Here is a 24058-nt window from a genome sequence, read left to right as displayed (position 1 = left end):
ATCCCCAGCTTCATTAACAGATTTTTGAACAAGATTGATTTGTTCAACGGTTTGAGTCACCACTTCATTTCCAGCGACAGCCTTATCATTTGCGGTTGTCGTTAAATCTGCAACAAATTGAATGGATGCGGCAGCCTGATTCATTCCCCGTGAGATTTCCGCGACTGCCTGATTCGCTTCTGAGGCGTGCGATACTTGTTTATCTGAACCTAGCGCTACCTCTTGAATGGCAATTGAAATTTGTTCAGCTGCTGCACTATTCTGTTCGGCGCTAGCTGACAGCTCTTCTGAAGTTGAGGCTACATGCTCAGCATCTGTGCTCACCTCAAGAACCAATTGACGCAGATTCCCTTTCATTTGATTAAATGAATTTGCCAGATTTCCAATTTCGTCCCGATTCTTTACTTGAACGTCCTCTTGAGTAAGGTCACCTTCCGCGATAGCCGATGCTGTTTTTTCTATTAATAAAATAGGTCTAGTAATCATTCGAGTAATAACCACGCCAATCATTACTGCTAATACAATACCAATTAAACTTAAGGTAAGAACTGTAGATGTGACTGCATCAGATAATTTAGAACTAGCCAAACTTCCTTCATACATAAGTTTTTTTTGTTCTATGGCGAGTCCATCCGCTATATCTCTAATTTCTCTCGCTAAAGGAATCACTTCTTCAACTGCATATTTATTTGCTTTTTCCGGGTCTTTCCCCATCATGGCTTTGACTTCCTCTGACTTGTTCATAAAGTCATTATTCATGGATTCAAGCTGTTTTAATTTGTCTTTATGGTCTTGTTGAAAAGCGATATCGCTTGTAGCTTTTATATTCTCATTAAGAGCACTTATGGATTGTGTTAGAGTTTCCGATGAGCCCTTTTCCTTTAATAATACTCCTCTCAAACTACTAATTTCTCTAGATGCACTAATTTCCATATTCATTGAATGGATGACGATTACAGCCCGCCGATCAACTAAATCTGAATAAGAGTTATCTAGCTTCTTAAGGTTGAAATAAGAGATGGCACTAATAAAGCCCAGTAATAGGGCAATACTCAAAAATCCTCCTAACAGCTTTTTACCAATTGTAAATTTCAATTTATTTCACCACTTCTTTAATTATTATTTTGTTCTCTAGATATAATCACTTTTAAAAAGATTATTTAAAACAAAATGAATCAAAAGTAGAATATTTCTTCGTTATAACCACCAACCTATTTTATTTTTGCACAAAAAAAAGCTGTCCTTCATTAATAGAACAGCCATCACTTTAATAAAATAAAGCTATTTGGCAGCCTGGCAATCATAGTTCATTTGAACAACAGACCCATAGCTTTGCGTCCTTACCTTTCGATAAGTTTGCCTTTATCGGATTTTATAACTATGTAAAAACACCTATTTCCTTATATATAGTAATGAACAAAAATTGTATAGTCAATATAATTTCTACATTATTTTACAATAATTTACGCAATTCGACATTTTCCTACTTCTAAACCTTGTGAGTGCAACAAATACCTTTATCACAGATCACTACTTTCATTATTTATTGGTGCTTTAATAGGCAAAACAATGTCAATGGTTGTCCCTTTATTTAGTTCACTATCAATATGAATGGTTCCGCCGTGATCCTGAATAATTTTGTGACAGATCATTAATCCAATTCCTGTTCCCTTTTCTTTTGTGCTATAAAATGGTTCAAAAATTCTTTTCATTCGATCTTTTGAAATGCCACATCCTTGATCAATAACACGGAAATTAATTTGTTCCGATCCATCCCATGCTGCTTGAATTGTAATATCTCCACCATTGTTCATCGCTTGAATAGAATTTTGAAGAATATTAATTAACACTTGATTAATTTGATAATTGTCACAATAGATTAGTGGTAAATCGGGATCAACCTTTTGGATAATATTAATATTTTTTAGAATGGCTTGTGTACTAATTAATGTAATAACCTTTTGTAACAAATCGTTTAAATCCGTTTCCAACATTTGAATTGCTTGTGGCTTGGCAAGGCTTAAGAACTCATTGATAACGCTTTCAATATCATGAGCCTCAGATAACATAATATCGACATATTTAGATTTGTCTATTTCTTGTTGCAACATTTGTAGAAATCCTTTTACTGAAGTGAGAGGATTCCTAATTTCATGCGCAAAACCTGCGGTTAATTGTCCGATGACGGACAGCGTTTCCTTTTTATGCAAAAATTCATCCACTCTCTTTCTCTCCGAAATATCTCGTCCTACAACAATAATAGATTCTACTTCCCCATTATTTCCGATTACCGGGTTAAATTGAGCCTCTACATAAAACCAATAACCATCTTGATGCCTAATACGAAATTCTATTTGACCGAGCTTTTTACTCGCTACTATTTGATTGTACTGATTTTCAATATGAGCCATATCTTCAGGGTGAACCCAACTTTTTTCTTGAATTTGTTCCTCTTTTTCCGGAATAAATCCCAATACTTTTTTATGGGAGGGAGAAGCATATATAATTCTGCCATGCGAATCACAGACAGTAACCAAATCAGTCATATTTTCAGTAATGAGCTGATAGTTGGATTCACTCTGTTCTAAGGCTTCCTTTACCTGCTTGATTTCAGTAATATCAACACATGAACCAATCACGTCAACCACTTGTTCGTTTCTTAAAATAGGACGTAATGACACAATGCATTCAACTTTGTTTACTTCACATTCATATGTGACATGATTCTCACCATTCCAAGCCCTCTGATAATATTGACTTTTTACCTCAGCCAAGTGAGAAGGAAGGAAGACACTTAGCTCCCGGCCAATTATTTGATCTGGATATAAGCCCATTCGATAAAGTAATTCACCATCGCATATTGTATGAATGAATTTCCCATTCTTCTTTGTGAATTTGAAGATCATCCCTTGCTGCTGCCTAACTGTTTCTGCTAACTCCTGGCGAGCGAGTTTCAATGCTTCTTCCAGTCTATTTTGATCTGATAATTCTTTAGGAAGTCCATTTTCAGTGATTATTTGTTCAATTTCGCCGAATTTGCGTACAACCTGGTGCATAGGTAAAGGTTTACTAAATAAATACCCTTGAGCCTCATCACATAAATTTCTCTGAAGAAAAATCAAGTGGTCTTTTGATTCAACCCCTTCGGCAACGACCTCAAGTTTTAATTGATGAGCCATCGCAATAATCGTTTTTACAATGGTGGCATCATTCGTGTTTTCTGTACAATTTCGAATAAAGGATTGATCAATTTTTAGTTTATTAATCGGAAGCTCTTTCAAGTGAAGAAGTGAACTATATCCTGTTCCGAAATCATCTAAACTAAGTTGAACCCCAATCCTTTTTAATTCTTTCAAAACCTTGATACCATGTTGGATATCCATCAACATACTCTCGGTGATCTCAAGTTCAAGGAACTCAGGAGAGAGCCCTGTTTCATCTAATATTCTCTTAACAACCTCAACTAAATTATCTTGATAAAGCTGGCGAACCGATAGATTTACTGATATAACTACAGGCGAGAGGCCTAAATCCTGCCAAGCTTTATTTTGTTGACAGGCAGTTCTCAAAACCCATTCTCCAATAGGTATGATAAGTCCTGATTCTTCCGCAAGGGGAATAAACTCAGCAGGTGAAATGACCCCTTTCTTTGGATGATTCCAGCGAAGCAATGCCTCAATACCAATGATTTCCCCTGAAGTTAGACTAAGCTTAGGCTGATAATGTAGGAATAGTTCATCTCGATCGACTGCATTTTGAAGTCCTTTTTCTAGTTCCAACCTTTCAAATTTATGTCTACTTTGATTTGATAGAATCATTTCCATTTCAAAATCGAGCTCCTCAGTAACTTGACTTATCCAAAAAGGTTTTGGATTATTGAACATTATTTATAAACAAAAATTATCCACACAAAAATAAGCTGTCTCTGATAAAAAGAGCAGCCATCACTTTACTTGTATAAAGCTATTAGGCAACCTGGCGATCATAGTTCAATAGCTTAATTGAACGACAGACCCATAGCTTTGCGTCCTCATCTTTCAATGAGTTTGCCTTTATCAAATTTTAAATAACGCATAATTACCTATTACATTTTTACTATTTATATAATAATTAACACAAATGGAATAGTCAACAATATTCAACAAAATTTTACAAATACCTAACAAATTCGACATTTTTCTACTATTTTAGTGTTTTTTCAGCAAAAAGTAGAGAAGTATATAAATTGGAACTTCAGCATAAGTGTCATCTGATACGATAAGTGAAAAGAAGGATGAACATACATAGCAGCATTGTATGGCTTGGAGGCTGCTTGGGGGAGGAAGAAGCCTCCTTCCCTACTAAAAGGTTAGCGGTGAAAAGCATCTTTTATTTCGGGGCCATGCTAATCAAAGATTTAATTAAATCTCCTTTAACCCATACAGGTCATGGGATTGAGACTGTTCAATCAAACGTTTGATTAGACTTTTTAAGTACGGGGAGGTGCCCCCCTCCTTAGTTTTACACAAATGTCATAACACAACAAATGTCTAATCAAGACGCCAACTAGCATGATCCCTTGGTGGTCGAATTCTCCTTTCTCGTAAGTCAGCTATTAGAAGCTACTCATTTACTTGTACCTATATTTCAATCCTTCGAGGCCACCCACACTAAAGAGAGCCACGCTATACCCCGCCCATTTGATTCTCAATACATTCATTAGAAAAAACAGTAATCAATCGCTATTTTCAAAGAAATTCTCAATGTTCACCATAATGTAACAATTGCCTTTTTAGACTCCCTTACCAAGTTTCTTCTTCTGAAACCCTTATACCATAGGCTTTTCAGACTATAAAGTCTCCAATACCCTACAACTAATTCACTATATATTTTAAAATGTTTCCTTAATCCAACAAATGAGAACTTCCATACGTAGAGTAAATAATCTTCTTATTGTCTAATAGAATTAAAAAGGAGATTATCAATGAACAACTGGACATTAGCATATATCGGTACCACAGTAAGGAGATTAAGAAAATCGAGGATGAAATCACAAGAAGCCCTGGCTAGCGAAAGCTCTCTCGATCGGAGAACAATCGGAAAGATTGAAAACGATCAGGTAATTCCCAAGTTTACTACCTTCAATTCTCTAGCATGTGCTTTTGAGATGGACCCCTTAGAATTACTGGAAGAAGTTAAAAAAGACATACGCAGAGCTAGAATGCGTAAAAAGGAATTTGAATAAAAATATTCAGCAGCCATGCTGTCAAAGGAGAAGAGACACTTGTTTATGAAACCACGCTATACCATCAACAAAAATTTCGTACAAATGGCAGGTCATCGTGATCGTTACGGGAAACAATGCACACACGTCATTGAAACAAACAAAACATTTATGGTCGACAAATCACCACTTGAGATTCTCGATGAAAGCATAAGAAGCATCGGATATGACTTAAGAGGCGCCATAGAAACATCAAAAAGACTGCTGGGCAATGTGCATTGTTGCCCAGTCTTGGTCAATCCGATTGACCGAATTGTCGTGTTCCCAACCAAATCAGCAAAGAATGAAGAGTGTGTTTGGTTTAATCCCGCCCACATCAAAAGGACATCAAGTCTAAACCTCAAAACATCCATCACCTACAGCAACGGCAAAACCAAATGCATCGCAGCCAAACTCTCCTCATTCAACAGTAAAATTAAAAGAGCAGAACAGCTAGAAGAAATGACAAGAGGTTCAATTTTCTTTACAGTAGAAAAAACGAAGAAGCGATTCCGGAAAAGGCAAAAGTAAAAGCTTTACTAATTCAGATAGGGTATGGAAGAAACATATCCATACCCTACTTTTAAAACAAGATTTTCATTTATATACCCTTTTCCATCTGCTCCAGTTCGAGTTTTAAATTTTCATAACCCGGTTTGCCCAATAAGGCAAACATATTACGTTTATATTCCTCAACTCCAGGTTGATTAAACGGATTGACCCCTAGTAGGTAACCACTCATCGCACAGGCCTTCATAAAGAAATAGACTAAATATCCATACGTATAAGGGGATATATCTGGAATTCGTATGACCAAGTTAGGAACTCCCCCACTCACATGGGCGATCATAGCCCCTTTTATGACTTGCTTGTTAATAAAGTCAAAGGATTTGCCTGCAAGGTAGTTAAGGTTGTCTAAATTATCATCTTCAAATTCTATCCATAAATCCTTTTGAACACTCTTAACAAAAAGGGTGGTTTCAAATAGATTCCGCTCTCCGTCTTGTATGAGTTGACCAAAAGAGTGCAAATCAGTTGTAAAATTGGCTGATCCCGGGTAAATTCCTTTTCCATCCTTCCCTTCGCTTTCGCCAAATAATTGCTTCCACCATTCCGCAAAATTTGCCATGGATGGGTGATAGTTTGCAAGGATTTCAATCTTTTTCCCCTTACTATATAAAATATTTCGAATAGATGCATATAGATAAGCTTGATTATCCTTTAAATTGGGCGATCTTAATTCTTCCCTTGCCTTAGCTGCACCTAACATCATTTGATTAATGTCTATTCCACTTACGGCAATCGGCAACAAACCAACTGGTGTGAGAACAGAATAACGTCCACCAATATCATCGGAGATAACAAATGTTTCATAGCCTTCCTGAGCAGCAAGTGTTTTTAACGCTCCTTTTTCTTTATCTGTTGTGGCATATATCCGTTTTCTTGCCTCTTCAACCCCATACTTTTCCTCAATGAACTTTCGAAGTAGACGGAAAGCAATGGCGGGTTCGGTGGTTGTACCGGATTTTGATATAACATTGATAGATATATCTTTTCCTTCTAACAAATCTAATAAGTCATAAATATATAATGGACTTACATTGTTCCCTACAAAATAGATTTCGGGTGTCCCTCTTTTTCCTTTAGGGAGAGAATTATAAAAATGATGATTTAGCATATCAATGGCCGCCTGAGCCCCTAAATAAGACCCACCAATCCCAATGACAATGAGAGCATCTGAGTCCGATTTAATCTTCTCTGCTACTTTTACTAATCGTTCAAATTCTTCTTTATCATATTGAACTGGCCAATCTAGCCAACCTAAATATTCATTACCCAATCCTGTTTTTTCGTGAATTACGTCATGTAATTGCTTTACCTTAGATTGAAGACTATCTAATTCATTGTCTTGAAAAAAAGATTCTGCATTTGAATAGTCAAAATAAATACTAAATGACAACAAAAAACACTTCCTATTCTATCTATGATCACTTTATTTTATCATGTTAATCCTTTAGGAATTTAAGTGAATAAAAGGAAATTAGTATTATTAATACATACTCCGATTACTATGCCATTTCCAAGTACCTCCAATAATATCCTCAAAAGTATATACTGGCTCCCAACACCAATTCACTTTTCACCTTCCTGCAAGTTGTTACTCAAAGACTGACGGTCAAAAGTATTCAAACAATACTGAAGAACAATAAAAAGAATGCTGCCGAGCAGGAATTGAAACGGAAAACAGAAATCAGCAAAAATAACTATGGCTTCATACGGGGCGCTTCTTACTATGGGGGAACAGATAAATGATGAATGAACAAACATTAACTAAATTGCACGAAATGAAACTATACGGAATGGCTGAAGCCTATAAGGAACAAGCATTGAATAAAGAATTCAAAAGATGAGTTTTGAAGACCGCTTTAGTTTACTGATCGATTTAGAATATTCCCGTCGTAAAAGTAATAAGCTTCAACGGATAATTAAAACAGCCACCTTTTTGAACTCAAATGCCTATTTTGAAGATATGGAATATTACGAGGACCGAAGATTAGATAAAGGGTTTATTTTAAAACTGGCTAGCGGCACCTATCCAAGAGGGTCACAATATCATATTGAAGGGACCCACGGGTTCAGGAAAATCATTTTTTGCCACAACAGCTTTCGGAGTATCTGCTTGTAGGCAAATTTATAATGTCAAATACATTCGTTTGCCGGAATTACTGGATGAACTAACACTCGCAAAACTTGCAGCAGACGGAAGCTATCGGAAGGGCATCAAAAAGTATACAAAAGTGGATTTACTCATACTTGATGAATGGCTATTAACAGATTTATCAACTGATGAAGGAGCAATTCTTCTAGAAATTACTGAAGCTCGTCATAAAGTTGGTTCGACTATTTTTTGTTCACAGATTGATCTTAGCGGGTGGCATATAAAGTTAGGTAATGAAACCATTGCGGAAGCTATTTTATTCATTGGCGTAGCCTGGTAAGTTCCTTGGCAAACGGTGGTAAAAAACATGGCGAGGGTGGTAAAATCTAGTGGCCGTAATCATTATATTTAAATTGATTCAAATTCAACGATTAGTGATCATGCTGGAAATGCAACTACAGTGAATAGTATGTCGGTTCCGTAACTGGATTGAGGTTTCTATTTATAACCATTCATCAAGAGATAATAATAAAATCCAAAGTCCTGTGGCAATGAAATGTCGCAGGACTTTTTCAAAAAGTTATCTTGACCCTGTTGCTATCAAAAATTAAACACCTGACCATACTTATCCATGTAAATTAGTGAAATCGAACATGTTTTTTAACTACCATAGAAAGGTGCTATCTAAAATAACAAATTATCATTAGGAGGTTTACCTAAAGATATAGATAATTTACTTAAACAAATTAAGTAAAATATAAAAAAGCCCTTAGATATTTTCACTTGGTAATGCAAAGTCAGAATAAAAACCATGAATACCGTACATCAGGAATTTATTGATGGTTTCCTTATCATTAATAGTGTGAACATAAGAAACAATTCCAACGTTATTTAAATTATTAACAAACTTTTCATTAAATCTATAGGTTGACATCGTAATAGCTTTAATACCATTTTTTAAAGCAAAATCAATAACTTGTTGGTCAGTATCTTTTGACATGTATAAAGTATAAATTAAATTAGGGAAATTATATGTACTTTTTACAACTGATAGCATATTTTGATTATAAATTTGCGGAATCACTCGATTTAATATTTCAGGCTCGTTCTTTGCAGCGTCAACAATTAATTGAAATTGGTGTTTTACAATATCACTTTGGGTTTCCTTTGTATCAGTAACAATATACATGTCCTTATGAGTTTGCATCAATTCAATAACTTTATCTACATCTAATGGTGTATATTTTTTGTAGATTTTCTGGTTAATGAAATAATCATATGTCCATGGCTCATCAATAGTCGTAGGGGAATCTTGTTGGTACATCTCAGAAAGCGAAACCCTCCAATCATGTCTAGCAACAAGAATATCATCTGACGTTAATGAGAAGTCCACTTCAAAGATCCTATAACCAAGGTTATAATTATGCTCAAATGCTTCTAAACTATTTGAATAAGTCTTACCATTTATTCCGCCCATAGCATGTGCTATTAATTTATTATTTATCCAAACATTTTGATTTTTATTAATTAATTCGTTATCATCATCTGATTTCTTTTCATCTAAACCTTTTAATAGAGCGAGCTTTGCCTTTGATGGTGTCTCATACTTAATTTGATTTGTTTTTTTTACGTATAGCTCTGCACCAAGTCCGTAAATACCACCACTTGTACTCTTATAATTATAAACCCTAAATTCGTTGCCTTTCTTCGCTATTCTATTTACACTCTCTAATTCTCCAATGCTATTAATTTTATAAAACGAAGTATTCTCTAAAATTGTAACCTTTCCAATTTGGCCAATTTTCAATTCTGTCTTTCCCCACATAATCTTGGTTGATGCATACGCATCATTTATTGATACCAGTAAGATCAATGGAATACTTACTAATAAATAAAAAAATAATTTTTTCATATGGTTTCTCCTTCATATTTTATATTAATCATAAAAACTACTTTTATTATAGGGATAAAGTTTCCAATTCTCAATATCAATTAGGTAACTTACCATTGTAATCACAGAAAATAAATTTGAGACTCTAAGCTAAACATTAGATTTGGCGTTATATAAAACTTTGAGAAAATTTTTTTAGTGGTATTATTTATTGCCCCCATTCTTTCTATGCCATTTCCAAGCACTCCGAATAATCTCCTCCAGAGTAAATTTGGGATCCCATCCCAACTCACTTTTCACTTTTTTGTATGATGCTACTAACTTAGCGGGATCACCAGGTCTTCTGTCAGCATAGATTCTAGTTGCCTTTAAACCGGATACAGATTCACACAAATCAATAATTTCATTAACAGAGTAGCCCTTACCGGATCCAAGATTATATACAGTATTTTTTTTCTTTCCACGCATTAAAGCATTTAAGGCTAGAATATGTGCTCTAGCAAGATCAGTCACATGCACATAATCCCGAATACACGTCCCGTCTTTGCTATCATAATCAGACCCAAAAATAGATATGCTATCTCTTAACCCAAGCAAATGTTCTAAAATTAGCGGGATAAGATGTGTTTCCGGAATATGATCCTCACCAATTTCTCCTGAAATATGTGCCCCCGCAGCATTAAAATATCGAAGTACGATATAATTCAGCCCGTAGGCAATTGAAAAGTCCTCCAAAATTTGCTCAATCATAAGCTTTGATCGACCATATGGATTAATTGGCTGGTTTGAGCAAGCTTCATCGATAATATCTACATTTGGGATTCCATATGTTGCTGCAGTGGATGAGAAAATAACATTCTTAACATCATGTTTTAGCATTGTGTGTAGAAATGTAAGGGCGCTAGCAACATTATTCTGATAATATTTGTATGGATCTTTAATAGACTCCCCAACAAGGCTATTAGCTGCAAAATGCATAACAGCCTTGATTGGATATGTATTAAAAATATCACCAAGCACCTTTGAATCACCTAAATCTCCTTTTACGAAAATAGCATCTTTAATAAGTAGCTTTTCATGTCCCGTGGAAAGATTATCGAGAATAACAACTTGCTCTGTTTCCACTAGCTCTCTAACTAGGTGACTGCCTATATAACCTGCTCCACCAATTACAAGAATCATCCTAATTTCACCTCAATAAATAAGGCTGCCATAAAAGCGGCAGCCCCAGTTTATATTTTTATTATTAAACCGTACTATTACATTTTTAACATATAAACATCATTTACACTATTTCCTTAATATATTTTTGAATATTTCTATATGTCACAACCCTTCTGTAATATCCTATTGAAATGGAGTAGGAGCATTATCAATTTTCCCAAAATAATGAAGGATAGCTTGTACAATACGATAAGAAGCCTTCCCATCTCCATATGGATTAGCTGCTTTAGCCATTAATTCGTATTTTCGATTATCTCTTAGCAACTCATTTGTGTAATTGAAGATATTTTCTTCCTCAGTCCCGGCTAATTTTAAGGTACCAGCCTCTATCCCTTCTGGTCTTTCCGTAGTGTCCCTTAACACAAGAACTGGGACCCCTAAAGATGGAGCCTCTTCTTGAACTCCACCAGAATCAGTTAAAATCAGATATGACTTTGATGCAATGTTATGAAAGTCAATAACACCTAAAGGTTCTATTAAGTGTATTCTACCATCATCCCCTAATTCCTCAATAGCAACTTCTCTTACAGCGGGATTTAAATGAACTGGATAAACCACTTGCAAATCATTATGTTCTGCCAAGAGCCTTTTAATTGCCCTAAACATATTTCTCATAGGAGTACCTATGTTTTCTCGTCGATGTGCAGTTAAAAGGAGCAATCTATCATTGCCTACTTTTTCGAGCACTTCATGTTTATAATTATTATTAATGGTTGTCTTTAAGGCATCAATCGCTGTGTTTCCCGTAATATAAATTGAATTTGGATTTTTATTTTCATTAACTAAGTTTTCCTTTGACTTGATAGTTGGAGCAAAGTGGAGATCAGCTATAACACCGGTTAATTGTCTGTTCATTTCTTCAGGAAAAGGGGAGTATTTATTCCATGTCCGAAGCCCAGCCTCAACATGACCTACTGAAATTTGATTATAATACGCCGCTAGACTAGCTACAAAAGTTGTTGATGTATCGCCATGAACTAGCACTAAGTCTGGCATTAATTCTTTCAATACTCTATCCAGTCCCTCTAAAGAACGCGTTGTTACATCTATTAATGTTTGGCGATTCTTCATAATATCGAGATCAAAATCTGGTTTAATACTAAAAACATCTAGAACCTGGTCCAACATTTCTCTATGTTGTGCAGTTACAGCAACATATGATTCTATGAATTGGGGATATTTATTTAATTCTAAAACTAATGGTGCCATCTTTATTGCTTCTGGCCTTGTTCCGAATATTGTTAAAACCTTTACCTTATTGTTCAATTTTAGAATCTCCTTTTCAATCAGTATCAATTATTAAAAAAGTCCTATCAAAATTAAGAAAATAAATTTACTAAATTATAATAAATTCAACTTATGAAAGTAATTTTCAATTTGGACATAAATCCCTCCAGAAATTAATATTAGATCCTATTATTCTTATTATTTAGGGGTGGGAATAACACCCCCATTATCCCTTCCTTTATTCTGTATCTATTTATCTTTCAAAAATTAATTAGTATAGGCAGAGATACAAATAATATTATTTCAAAGAACCAAAAAGGAGGCATCTTCTCGTAATTATTTATCTTCTAAACCTTTATAGTTAATATATTGCATTGCTATAATATTGTTTACATAACTACTCCACCAAACAAAAATATTACTTAAATATTTTATCACATAAATTAAAGGCCACCATAAGGTTGTGGCGGCCCTTTAATATGCGTTCCGATTAACAAAACCATTTAAAACTGTTTTATAAATAATCTTTAAATCAAATAGGATCGTCCAATGCTCAATATAAAACAAATCATGCTCAATACGATCTGCAATAGAGGTATCCCCTCTTAGCCCGGATACTTGTGCCCAACCTGTGATCCCCGGTCGGACATGATGTTTAATCATATATTTCGGAACCTCCTCTTTAAATTGATCCACGAAGTATGGTCGTTCAGGTCTTGGTCCTACGACACTCATCTCACCCTTTAACACATTAAAGAACTGAGGCAATTCATCTAAGCTAGTCTTCCTTAAAAAGCTGCCAAATTTTGTTCTCCTTGGATCATTTTCGGTTGTCCATTGAGTGTCTGACTGTGATTTAGGCATATGCTTCATAGAACGGAATTTATACATATAAAATGTTCGTCTATTTAAACCGACTCGTTCTTGTTTAAAAAGTATCGGACCTTGTGAAGTCAATTTGATAACGATTGCCGTGATAAACATAACCGGAGAGGACAGAATGATTGCTACTAAAGCAAACACGACATCAAAAACTCTCTTAAATATTTGATTATAAGCATCATCAAGAGGTACATCTCTAATTCCAATTATAGGCAGGTCACCAAATCTTTGGAAGTAGGGAGTAGCTGGTAAAATATCATAGAAGTCTGGGATAATGGAAACACGAACTCCCGCCTTTTCACAAACAGCAATAATCTCTTTATATTTCGGATAAACAATTAACGGTAAGGCTATGATAACTTCATCAATTAGTTTACTAGATAAGACCTTATTGAGTTCATTTAACTTCCCAAGAATAGGTTCATAGTCGTCTTCAAGTTGTGTACAATAATCATCTAAGAATCCGACCACTTCAAGTCCAAATTCAGGATGTCTCTGGATGATTTGGTAATAATTCTTCCCTACTTTACCAGCTCCTGCAATTAAAATGAACTGCTTATTAAACCCTTTTATTCGAAAATATCGTAAAGATTGTTTTACAAAATAACGATAAAAAGCAGTACAAAAAACAGCTAACATAAAAAACACAAACAGGAATAACCGTGATATATCCACGGATTTAACAGTATAAAGTACACTTAGCAAAATAAATATGCTGAAAAGATGTGCCTGAAAAAGCTTAGCCAATTCAGTAGCAAATTTCGCTTTTCTTTTAGGCATGTATAATGTACTTATAGTAGCAATTAGAATAAATGAAAAACCGTAGATGATTCCCCAAAACCAATAATCTGAGAGTGGTAAATGAGTAGACGACTTCCCCTCATTAAACCGCAAAATCCATGCAAGAATAAAAGCAAACTGAATAAAGATAAAATCAATTCCTGCATAAATTTTTGTAATAAATTTTTCTTTTCCCCGAATCATAATAATCACCATTAAGCTTTTATTTTTTTGTTATATTCCTCAAACAAGCTACACTTAACTTTAAGCCAATACCAGCATATACTGCTGTGTTGACAAGAAAAGAGTACTTTTTTGAATAATGTTTTCTATGAAATAAATACATGGCTCTATGAAACTCATAAACAATTTTAAAAGGCTTTTTGCGGCTGCTGGCACCTTTATAATGAATAATTTCCACATGTGGATAATAAAATATTTTCCAGCCTACTTCTTTTATTCGATAACACCAATCTATATCTTCCCCATACATAAAGAAATTTTCATCCAATAATCCAACCTGCACTATGGCCTCTCTTCTTACGAGCATAAAGGCACCTACTAAACAATCAATCTCATGAGTCTTGTTCATATTTAAATGCCCTAAATGGTATCCATTAAATCGTGGAATTGTAGGATATCTTCTAGCCAATCCACTCATATAATAAAATGATGCAGCAGGCGTTGGAAATCCGCGATGGCAAGCTTTATCTAACGAACCATCAGGTAGGACTACTTTACAGCCACTAGCACCTATATCCTCATGCTTATCCATAAATTGAACCATTGTGTCTATTGTCCCATTTTTTACTATTGTATCAGAATTTAACAGTAAAATATAGCGACCTTTCGACAAATTTATCGCTTGATTGTTCGCTTTAGAGAATCCTACATTATCTTTATTTGCAACTACCTCTATATTAGGAAATGTACCTCTAATGGCCTCTACTGTTCCATCTGTAGAGTTATTATCAATCAAAATAATTTCAAATTGACAAGACGTATTAGAATGATAGATTGACTGAATACATTCAGTAGTTAACTTTTTTGTATTGTAATTGACAATTATAATACTAACATCCATTTAAAGAAATCCTCATTTCACCAAATACCTTTAAAGTATGAATATATATGTTTGTTTGATGATTTTCTTTTATTCATGACAAACTTCCTTTTTTGTTTCATTGCCTTATATTCCGTTATAAAGCTTCTCCAAGCAGAGAATATCTCTCTTTCCTTTAAAACTGCATAAGCAAAACTAAGGATTTCATATACGATAATAATCGGGAAGTGACAAACAAAACGAGAAATTACGTCATTTTTTAATATGCAGAAATATCTATTTATATAAGATTTCTGTCTAATAAATAAAGGTACATGCGATCTCTTCTTTTCTTCTTGCCAACCCCTACTGTGTACTGCGATAGCCCCCGGAACAAATAAACTTTTCCAACCTAATAATTGTGCCCGCCAACTAACATCGACATCTTCTTTATAAGCAAAAAAAGTTTCATCAAAAAATTGACCGTCTATTGAAACATCTTCTATCATTTTTCGACGGTACATTGCTGCCGCTCCCGATACTCCAAAAATATCTTTTAATTGGTCATATTGGCCTTGATCAAATTCCCCCGAACCTCTATCAAAAGCACGTCGGTTTTTCTTTATTATTATCCCAGTGCTGTCTAAAATTTGACCATTGAAATTTCTATAAAGTTTCCCAGTCGCTAACCCAATTTTCTTATTATACTCCATCTCTTCAATAATACTTTTGATATAATCTTTGTTTAAGATAACATCTGGATTTAGAACTAATATATAGTCTGAATTAGTTTGATTTATCCCTAGATTATGGCCCCCAGCAAATCCCCTATTAATATTATTCTTAATTAGAGTGACATTATCAAAGGCACTAACCACATTAAGAGTTTGATCACTTGATTGATTATCAACAATAATCACCTCTTTAAGAGGGAAACTTTGGTTGAACACTGAATCCAGACAATTCTTTATAACTTCTTCACTATTAAAAGTAACGATCTGCACACTTACAGTAGGCATTATGAAACTCCTATCTAATAATTCATTTCACCTAAATTATCATACCTTTATATAAAAAAAATAACAATCTGTAAAAGATTGTTATTTTTTGAGATTATTTAAAAAGGTGGATAATCCTTCTTTCCAATGACGTAATTGAGGAAACCCGTTGACTCTTAAAGCCATATTATCAAGGACAGAATAACTCGGTCTCGCCGCTGGACGAGAAAATCGATCAGAAGTTAATGGATTTACTTTTGTATCCAAACCTAATCCCTCAAATATGGCCTTTGCAAACTCATACCATGAACATGTGCCACTATTTGTAGCATGATAAATGCCAAATTTATCAGTTTGAATTAATTTAATAATGAATTCAGCCAAATCAACAGTATATGTTGGTGATCCCACTTGATCATGTACAACACCAATTTCATTTCGGTCTTCGGCAAGTTTTATCATTGTCTTCACAAAGTTTGGACCATACTCCCCATATACCCAAGCTGTTCTGACAATAAAATATTTGGAACTTAAAGATTGTGTAAGCTGCTCCCCAACATATTTAGATTTTCCGTAAACCCCTAAAGGCTTACATGTTTCATATTCTCCATATGGTGTGGACGATTCTCCATCAAATACATAATCCGTGCTTACATAACAAATTTTAGCTCCTACCTTTTCAGCAGCTACTGCTAAATTACGCTGTGCAAATCCATTAACAATGAACGCTAGTTCTTCCTCTGTCTCTGCTAAGTCTACCTTCGTATAAGCTGCTGCATTGATAATAACATGAGGTTGAATTTCTCCAATCACCTTTTGTACATTTTCTGTGTCCGTAATATCCAAATCATTTTTTGTAAAAGCATAAATAGTAAATGAAGTTTGCTGTAGCTGCTGAACCAACTCTTGACCTAGTTGACCATTTGCTCCGGTGATGACAATTTTCATCAGCTATTCCCTAACTTTTCTTCATACTGCTTTTTATAATAATTTTGATAATTACCTGAAAGGATATTTTCCCACCAAGAGCGATTTTCCAAATACCAATCAATCGTTTGTCTTAAACCTGTTTCAAATGTATATTTTGGCTCCCAGCCAAGCTGTGTTCTAAGTTTGGTCGCATCAATTGCGTACCGTCGATCATGCCCGAGTCGATCTTCAACAAATCTTATGAGTGAATCTGGTTTATCTAAATGCAGGAGAATTGATTTTACAACGTCAATGTTTGTCCGTTCATTATGACCACCAACATTATAAACCTCCCCATCAACGCCTTTACGAAGAACTAAATCAATCGCGCTACAGTGATCTTCTACATGTAGCCAATCTCGAATGTTTAATCCATCCCCATATACAGGAAGGGGCTTATCTTTTAGTGCATTTAAAATCATTAATGGTATTAACTTCTCTGGAAAATGATACGGTCCATAATTATTAGAACATCGTGTAATATTGACTGGCAACCCAAAAGTTTCATGATATGCGCGTACAAGCAAATCTGCCCCAGCTTTACTAGCACTATATGGACTATTAGGTGCTAATGGTGTTTCTTCCGTAAAGTAACCTGATTCTCCCAAAGTACCGTAGACCTCATCCGTAGAAATCTGTACATATTTTTTTACGCCATATTTTTTTGCTGCATCTAACAGTACTTGTGTACCTAGTATATTTGTTTTAACAAAGATTCCGGGATCAGTAATACTGCGATCCACATGAGATTCTGCAGCAAAATTAATAACAGTATCAATTCCGTTATGAAAAATAGAATCAATCAATTCATGGTTTGTGATATCTCCATGTATAAAATGATAATTTGGTTCTTCTTCAACCTTTTTTAATGTCTCAAGGTTCCCTGCATATGTTAATGAATCCAAGTTTATGACAGTGTACTCAGGATATTTCTTTACCATATAGTGAACAAAGTTGCTGCCAATAAAGCCAGCTCCTCCGGTGATTAATACTTTCATTATTAAGCTCCTTTACCGCGAGAATGCAAATGGTGTATCTCCAGCCTTTAATAAAATTGGATGCCTAGAGTCCTTATCTGATAATATAGGTTCTCTTACTGGCCAATCAATATTTAAATAAGGATCGTTCCATTGAATACCTCTGTCATGTTCCGCTGAATAATAATTATCTACTTTATATATTACTTCTGTATTTTTTACTAACGTACAGAATCCGTGGGCAAAACCCTTAGGTACAAGAAGCTGACGTTTATTTTCTTCCGTTAAAATAAAACCCTGCCATTGACCATAAGTAGGAGATTCTTTGCGAATATCAACGATTACATCATAAATTGCTCCTCTAACAGCACGGACAAGCTTCGTTTGAGCATAAGGCTCAAGTTGGTAATGCAATCCCCTTAAAGTTCCTGCTTCAACTGATAAAGAATGGTTATCCTGAATGAAAGAATAAGTGATGCCGAGATTTTCGAAAACTCGTTCATTATAGCTCTCTAAAAAGAAACCACGATGGTCATCGAAAACTTTAGGCTCTAATAAAAAGGCATCATTAAAAATAGTATTAATGCGCTCCAACTAATAGCAACTCCTTTTGTACGTTACGTTCGTATAAATCAATTAAATACTGTCCATAAGCATTCTTTTTTAAAGGCTCAGCTAAATCTAGAAGTTGTTTTCCAGAAATATATCCTTTTCTAAATGCAATTTCCTCTAGACAAGCAACTTTTAGACTTTGACGTTTTTCAATAGTTTCAATAAATGTTGATGCCTCTAATAACGATTCATGTGTACCAGTATCTAACCAAGCAAAGCCGCGTCCTAATAGTTCAACCTGTAGTTCACCCATATCTAAATATGCTTTATTGATATCTGTGATTTCAAGTTCACCCCGTGCTGAAGGAGAAATAGACTTCGCGATCTCTATTACTCGGTTATCATAGAAATAAAGACCCGTTACAGCATAGTTTGATTTAGGTCTAACTGGTTTTTCTTCTATGGAAAGCACTTTTCCACTTGAATCAAATTCAACAACACCAAATCGCTCAGGATCTTTTACATTATATCCAAATACTGTAGCTCCAATTGGCCGACTTGCTATTTTATTTAGAATAGAAGTAAAACCATGACCATAAAATATATTATCCCCCAGTATTAGTGCTACTGAATCATCCCCAATAAACTCTTCCCCTATTATAAAGGCTTGGGCAATTCCATTTGGAGAAGGTTGTACTGCATAAGATAATGAAATACCTAAATCACTCCCACTTCCAAGCAATTGCTCAAATCGAGGTGTATCTTCTGGAGTAGATATAATAAGAATTTCACGTATTCCAGATAACATGAGTACCGATAGGGCATAATATATCATTGGTTTATCGTAAATAGGTAGAAGTTGTTTGGAAATAACTTTAGTTGAAGGATAAAGACGTGTTCCGCTACCGCCTGCAAGAATAATTCCTTTCAATTAAATTCCTCCTTTTTGTCTTAACAAATAAAATAGCAAACACTCATCTAATGATTTTTATATTTCCAATACATCTCTTTTAAGAGATAATTTATATTTTGAATCATTGCTGATTAGACTTAATTACTCTATAACAGGAATAGTGATTTTATTTGACTCAGCAATAATCTTACTACTACTTCCCTTTAATTTAACATCTATTATTAGTTCACCGGGTTTTTTATAAAAATCCAATGGAACAATCCCAGTTAATAAATTACTACTACCAAAAGTAGTTTTTATTTCTTTATCGTTAATATAAATTGAACACCCTTCAATAAAGTTTTCTCCCATAATTGCTATTGCTGATTCACCCTCCCAAGGGTTAAATAATTGATTTGCTCTAACTTCCTCTATACTCGCCTTTGTTATTTCAACTTTGGGAATAATATCTTGGTTATAATTATTATTTATAAATGTAGTTGCAGAAGTATATCTTTTCCCAAATAATTGATCATATTGTAGATACCAATATTTATCAATCATTTTCTTATAGTTGTTCGGGATTGACTTATAAATTTTTCCTTTATTATCAATATTAATACTTTTTGATAAACCGGGCATTTTTTCAGAAACCGTCTTAATATATTTAAAATATGGCGGAAGGTCTATACTCATTTCATTTAAAAGATAAGGGCCAATAAATGACGTACTATAATTTTCTATATATTTTGATTCATTATTATAGTTAGACCATATTACAAAGGGAACACTATGTAACTTTTTTGTATCATTTAGACTTAGTATATTTTCATCTCTTATAAATTGAGATTCTTTATACACCATATATTCATCACCTAATAAAGGTAAATGATCACCAAAAAACATTACTACTGTAGGCTCTTTAGAATTTTCAAAATAATTTATTAGTAACTCTAAACTTCTATCAGCATCATACAGTCCCTGTGCATAAGTTTCCAACATTGCTTTTGAGCTATTCGAAATATCCGCTTTAACTAATATATTATTTTCTTTATACCTAGCACTTCCATATGGACCATGGTTCTGCATTGTAATAGCATATACAAACGATGGTTCTGCTCTTCTTTCAATTTCATTAATAATTTTTTTTGACACTTCCATATCTGAGATAAAAGGGCCTTTATATACTGGATCTACAAAATATTCACTACTTATAAACGAGTCAAAGCCTAAAAGTTTATATATATTTTCTCTATTATAAAACCAACCTTTATATGAATGTATTCCCACTGTACTATAACCTTCACTTTTAAGAATACTAGCAAGCGTCATAGTGGGTTTATTGATATATTGTTGAAAAGCTATTGAGCCAAAAGGTAAGAAACTAATCGAATGACCTGTTAATATTTCAAATTCAACATTTACTGTTCCTCCACCAAATTGAGGTGATAATAACCAACCAGAAGTACTTTCTTTTTTTAGACTTCTAAAAAACGGAATCGGATCGCTGCTGAATTCTATATTTTCCAATACTGTGGGATCCCAAAAAGATTCATTCATCACTATTATTAAATTTGGCTTTTCCTCAAAAGACGGTTTCATAATTAAGCTATCTTCATAGTTTAATTTCACTGTTTCTTTCGAATATCCTTTCGGAGTATATATAATCGATTTTTCTATATTCGAAGTAAAAGATAAAAGGAAGCCATTAGTTAAATAGTTTTCTTTTTGATCCCAGATAATAAAACTAACATATTTTTGATAAACTTTTTCGATAAATGAAGGCTTAAAAACAAAAAAGGTTATGAAAGTTACAACCAATACAGCAGATATTAATAATCTTGGTACTAAATTTAATGGTTTTACCTTTATGAATTTTCTCATTAAAAAAAACACTATAATTAATGGGATAACTAAAATCGGAATTACAAATAAATAATCAATTAACAATGGTAATATATCGACCATCTCTTTTATTCTTAAAATATCTCTTGGAAGAATTGGTTGACCCAGAATTTTTAGTTTAAATCCATTAATAAAAGAGAAAACTGTTAAAGAGACAGTTATTATAAATATCCCATAAAACATATTTGTTACCAACACTACAATCACCAATAATTGAAGTATTAACAAGTAGTTTAATAAAACTTCTCTTTGATTTTCTAAAAACCAAGAAATTGTAAAATTGAAATTTTGTCTACTTAAATACTCCATAAAGAAAAGCAATATTAATGGAATTAAAATTAGAATTTGAGAACGATATAAAGTCAAGGATTTAAGTATTTTTTTCATTAGTGACTCCATTTTCTAGTTGTAAAACCTGTTTACTATTCGTTGAATATAGTTAATATTTTTTTCAAAGTTTTATTCCAATCAAAATTTTCCTTAATGTAATTAGCAGAGTAAATATTTACTTCATTTTTAAACAAGGATTCCAAACCTTCAGAAATTGATTCTATATCATTTGGATTGCAGTAGACTGCATGTTCTTTAAAGTACTCCACTACTGGGGGAGTATTAGAAACACAAATTGGACGCCCAATAGCCAAGGCTTCTAAAGAAGCTAGACCGGGTGTTTCTATATAGCTAGGTTGAATATGCCCTGCACTATTAATTAATACATCAAAAACTTCTTCATGAGGTAACTGACCCAAAAAAAAGATATTATCTTTAGCAAATTTCTTTAACTTTTCGAAGTATCCTTCATAACCCTTTGCCGCTTTACCTACTATCACCAAAGGTATGCCCGTTCTATTCGCAGCTTTAACTAGATTTAATTGATTTTTTCTAGGTCCTATACCACCGACACAACAAACATAATTTGATGGAAGTTTGTATTTTTTTGTAACTGAATTACCTATATTTTTTGATTTAAAAGAATTTAGTGCTTTTAAATCAATCCCGTTATATATAACTTTAAAAATAGGCTTCATTTTGGCGAAAGGAAAGTTAAATTCTAAGTGTTCCAATTCAGCATATGAATTTGGGCAAATAATTTTTGCCCTTCTTAGAATTAGGTCATAGATTGTCTGTTCTCTAAACAAGAAAAATGGATTAATCCTTAGCTTCTTAATTATTGTAAAATTATTTATAGTAAATTTAGTAACTCGGTAGACCCATTTAGACCAATTAGGCATAAAACGCTTTAGAATAAGCCTTAAATTTATATTATTCGAATACCTTAATGTGTCTAAATTCCAATATACAGGGAATAAAATATAAGGCTTATTATATTTTGTTGCTGATTCAGCAAATAAATAGGCTTCAAGTGGATTTGTAAGATTAAATATAAAAATAAAATCATATTTATTTAAATTTGTTAGAGGATTTTCGGAAATATCTACAGTAAATCCATGCTTAAGTAAAAAGTTATAAATAGCATTAATCTGAATTGTATCTCCTCCAGGAAATTTTGAAGAATCTATACGGTCAAATATTAAGATTTTTTTTGTCATAATCTTCTAAAACCCTTCTTTGATACTCATTTACAGACTTAATCCTTGTTCCCCAAGTGTTTTGTCGTGCTACTTGTTCCATAGCATTAATAAATTTCCTATTACTTTTATTCTGTAAAGCCAAAGAAACCATATTATTAAATGAAATAGAATCCTTACCTATATAGATACAATCAATATCCATTACCTCCGGCAGTGCAGAACTTACAACTGGTTTACCACCTGCTAAATACTCAAATATTTTTACAGGCGAAGTATTCAATGTTATATTATTAAGAATAAAAGGTAATATGGCTACATCAAAATTTGATAATAATTGTGGAATAAGTTTATATTCTACTCTATCTAAGACTTGAATATTTTGATATAACATTAAATTTGAAACCTTTTCTTCTACACTATGGTAAATCTCTCCAACTAACACAATTGTCCATTTCGGATTATTTTTAGCCATGTATTCAATGGTAGTAAAGTCAAACCATTCAGCAATTGCACCATAATAACCAATAACTACATCACTATTGGACCGTATTTCTTCAATTTTTGGCCACGGATATATTTTATAATTAGTAAAGTCTTCTATTTTAACTCCATTGGGAATGTACAAACAATCACTTCGGTATTTATATACAGATCTTTGTATATTCTTGGCAGTTGCTAAAACTATTTTTGCTTTACGCAAAGAAGCTAGGAAATCACTTTTAATATCTGGATAGCTTAAAAAAGTTTCTAAATGATCTATACAATCATAGATTACTTTACTATTTTTAAGTTCAGAGTCCCACTTTTTTATATTCCCAAATTGATGAGGCCAATATTGCCAAATATAGATTTCTTCATCGGAAAAGGCTTTGATAAAAAGGTTACCATTAAAATTATCATTTACTAAATAAATATTTTGTTCTACTTCAGAAATCCCTCTTACAAACCAGTCTGGTTCATAAGGAAAAGAGGAATCAATCATATAGAAAACTACCTTACCTTGATTAGCCAAAGCTCTAGCTAATTGTTGAGGCCTTTGAAACATATAACCCCACGGGCATGAAGGTAAAGGAAAAACATAAAATGTTTTTCCTTTATGACTTTCCCTCACTTCATTTACCTGATGTATTAATGTTTTTTCATCTGGAAATTTCAATATCCAGTCTTTAATTCTACGTGGCAATTTACTTATAAACTTTCTAACTACTATGTTAGGATCCTTTTTTATAAGTCTATTGACCTTTTTAATTAGTTTTTTCACAATAATTAACCTCGATATATCGGAG

General features: G+C 33.5%; 18 protein-coding genes, 1 pseudogene and 2 riboswitches. Of the genes and pseudogenes, 3 read left to right on the top strand and 16 right to left on the bottom strand.

Annotated features, from left to right (window positions below):
* Together AR328_RS15380 and AR328_RS15375 are read right to left on the bottom strand one after the other, a co-directional pair.
* A partial coding sequence (locus tag AR328_RS15380) for a methyl-accepting chemotaxis protein (protein ID WP_231734878.1) occupies nt 1-1095 on the bottom strand: 1095 nt, incomplete at its 3' end.
* A 189-nt stretch (nt 1096-1284) separates the two neighbouring features.
* A riboswitch (cyclic di-GMP riboswitch) is annotated at nt 1285-1371 on the bottom strand.
* A 149-nt stretch (nt 1372-1520) separates the two neighbouring features.
* Complete coding sequence (locus AR328_RS15375; RefSeq protein ID WP_066297160.1) at nt 1521-3824, bottom strand: EAL domain-containing protein; 2304 nt, start codon at nt 3822-3824, stop codon at nt 1521-1523.
* A gap of 142 nt (nt 3825-3966) precedes the next feature.
* Nucleotides 3967-4061: riboswitch (cyclic di-GMP riboswitch) on the bottom strand.
* Nucleotides 4062-4963: 902 nt separating this feature from the next.
* Here AR328_RS15375 and AR328_RS15370 point away from each other — a divergent pair.
* Together AR328_RS15370 and AR328_RS15365 are read left to right on the top strand one after the other, a co-directional pair.
* Nucleotides 4964-5224, top strand: coding sequence for a helix-turn-helix domain-containing protein (locus tag AR328_RS15370; RefSeq protein WP_066297158.1), 261 nt, complete (start codon nt 4964-4966; stop codon nt 5222-5224).
* 45 nt (nt 5225-5269) lie between these two features.
* Entirely contained in the window at nt 5270-5773 is a 504-nt protein-coding gene (locus tag AR328_RS15365; RefSeq protein WP_231734910.1) for a competence protein ComK, read from the top strand.
* A gap of 70 nt (nt 5774-5843) precedes the next feature.
* On the opposite strand, the gene AR328_RS15360 is transcribed toward AR328_RS15365, so the two are convergent.
* The gene (locus tag AR328_RS15360) at nt 5844-7202 is read right to left on the bottom strand and encodes a glucose-6-phosphate isomerase (protein ID WP_066297153.1); all 1359 of its coding nucleotides are present in this window, start codon (nt 7200-7202) and stop codon (nt 5844-5846) included.
* Between the two features lie 349 nt (nt 7203-7551).
* Between AR328_RS15360 and AR328_RS15355 the strand changes: the two are divergent.
* A pseudogene (locus tag AR328_RS15355) lies at nt 7552-8220 on the top strand (ATP-binding protein); the annotation flags it as partial.
* 450 nt (nt 8221-8670) lie between these two features.
* On the opposite strand, the gene AR328_RS15350 reads toward AR328_RS15355, so the two are convergent.
* From AR328_RS15350 to AR328_RS15290, 13 genes are all read right to left on the bottom strand, one after another.
* A complete protein-coding gene (locus AR328_RS15350; RefSeq protein ID WP_066297150.1) occupies nt 8671-9813 on the bottom strand; it encodes a phosphatidylinositol-specific phospholipase C/glycerophosphodiester phosphodiesterase family protein in 1143 nt (380 codons plus the stop codon).
* A 183-nt stretch (nt 9814-9996) separates the two neighbouring features.
* Nucleotides 9997-10974 (bottom strand): UDP-glucose 4-epimerase GalE, encoded by a 978-nt coding sequence (galE, locus tag AR328_RS15345; protein ID WP_066297138.1) that lies wholly within the window; start codon nt 10972-10974, stop codon nt 9997-9999.
* 165 nt (nt 10975-11139) lie between these two features.
* Nucleotides 11140-12282, bottom strand: coding sequence for a non-hydrolyzing UDP-N-acetylglucosamine 2-epimerase (gene wecB / locus AR328_RS15340; protein WP_066297136.1), 1143 nt, complete (start codon nt 12280-12282; stop codon nt 11140-11142).
* Nucleotides 12283-12717: 435 nt separating this feature from the next.
* Complete coding sequence (locus AR328_RS15335; protein WP_066297133.1) at nt 12718-14109, bottom strand: undecaprenyl-phosphate glucose phosphotransferase; 1392 nt, start codon at nt 14107-14109, stop codon at nt 12718-12720.
* A gap of 19 nt (nt 14110-14128) precedes the next feature.
* A complete protein-coding gene (locus AR328_RS15330; RefSeq protein ID WP_066297130.1) occupies nt 14129-14989 on the bottom strand; it encodes a glycosyltransferase family 2 protein in 861 nt (286 codons plus the stop codon).
* Between the two features lie 17 nt (nt 14990-15006).
* Nucleotides 15007-15966 (bottom strand): glycosyltransferase family 2 protein, encoded by a 960-nt coding sequence (locus AR328_RS15325; RefSeq protein ID WP_066297127.1) that lies wholly within the window; start codon nt 15964-15966, stop codon nt 15007-15009.
* A gap of 81 nt (nt 15967-16047) precedes the next feature.
* Nucleotides 16048-16893 carry a dTDP-4-dehydrorhamnose reductase gene (gene rfbD / locus AR328_RS15320; protein ID WP_066297124.1) on the bottom strand — a complete coding sequence of 282 codons (846 nt, stop codon included), beginning with the start codon at nt 16891-16893 and terminating at the stop codon, nt 16048-16050.
* Nucleotides 16893-17912 (bottom strand): dTDP-glucose 4,6-dehydratase, encoded by a 1020-nt coding sequence (rfbB, locus tag AR328_RS15315; RefSeq protein ID WP_066297121.1) that lies wholly within the window; start codon nt 17910-17912, stop codon nt 16893-16895. The genes rfbD and rfbB overlap by 1 nt, the downstream gene beginning before the upstream one ends.
* Before the next feature lie 12 nt (nt 17913-17924).
* Entirely contained in the window at nt 17925-18485 is a 561-nt protein-coding gene (gene rfbC / locus AR328_RS15310; RefSeq protein WP_066297114.1) for a dTDP-4-dehydrorhamnose 3,5-epimerase, read from the bottom strand.
* Complete coding sequence (gene rfbA, locus AR328_RS15305) at nt 18472-19374, bottom strand: glucose-1-phosphate thymidylyltransferase RfbA (RefSeq protein ID WP_066297104.1); 903 nt, start codon at nt 19372-19374, stop codon at nt 18472-18474. Before rfbA ends, rfbC begins: the two co-directional genes overlap by 14 nt.
* A gap of 123 nt (nt 19375-19497) precedes the next feature.
* Nucleotides 19498-21627, bottom strand: a complete 2130-nt coding sequence (locus AR328_RS15300) for an LTA synthase family protein (protein WP_066297102.1) — start codon at nt 21625-21627, stop codon at nt 19498-19500.
* 35 nt (nt 21628-21662) lie between these two features.
* Complete coding sequence (locus AR328_RS15295; RefSeq protein ID WP_066297094.1) at nt 21663-22790, bottom strand: glycosyltransferase; 1128 nt, start codon at nt 22788-22790, stop codon at nt 21663-21665.
* The gene (locus tag AR328_RS15290; protein WP_066297091.1) at nt 22765-24033 is read right to left on the bottom strand and encodes a glycosyltransferase; all 1269 of its coding nucleotides are present in this window, start codon (nt 24031-24033) and stop codon (nt 22765-22767) included. The genes AR328_RS15295 and AR328_RS15290 overlap by 26 nt, the downstream gene beginning before the upstream one ends.
* Nucleotides 24034-24058 lie beyond the last annotated feature (25 nt).

Source organism: Bacillus sp. FJAT-29937, from assembly GCF_001509555.1.
Taxonomy (GTDB): domain Bacteria; phylum Bacillota; class Bacilli; order Bacillales; family Cytobacillaceae; genus Cytobacillus.
This window is presented reverse-complemented; position numbering and strand designations above follow the sequence as displayed.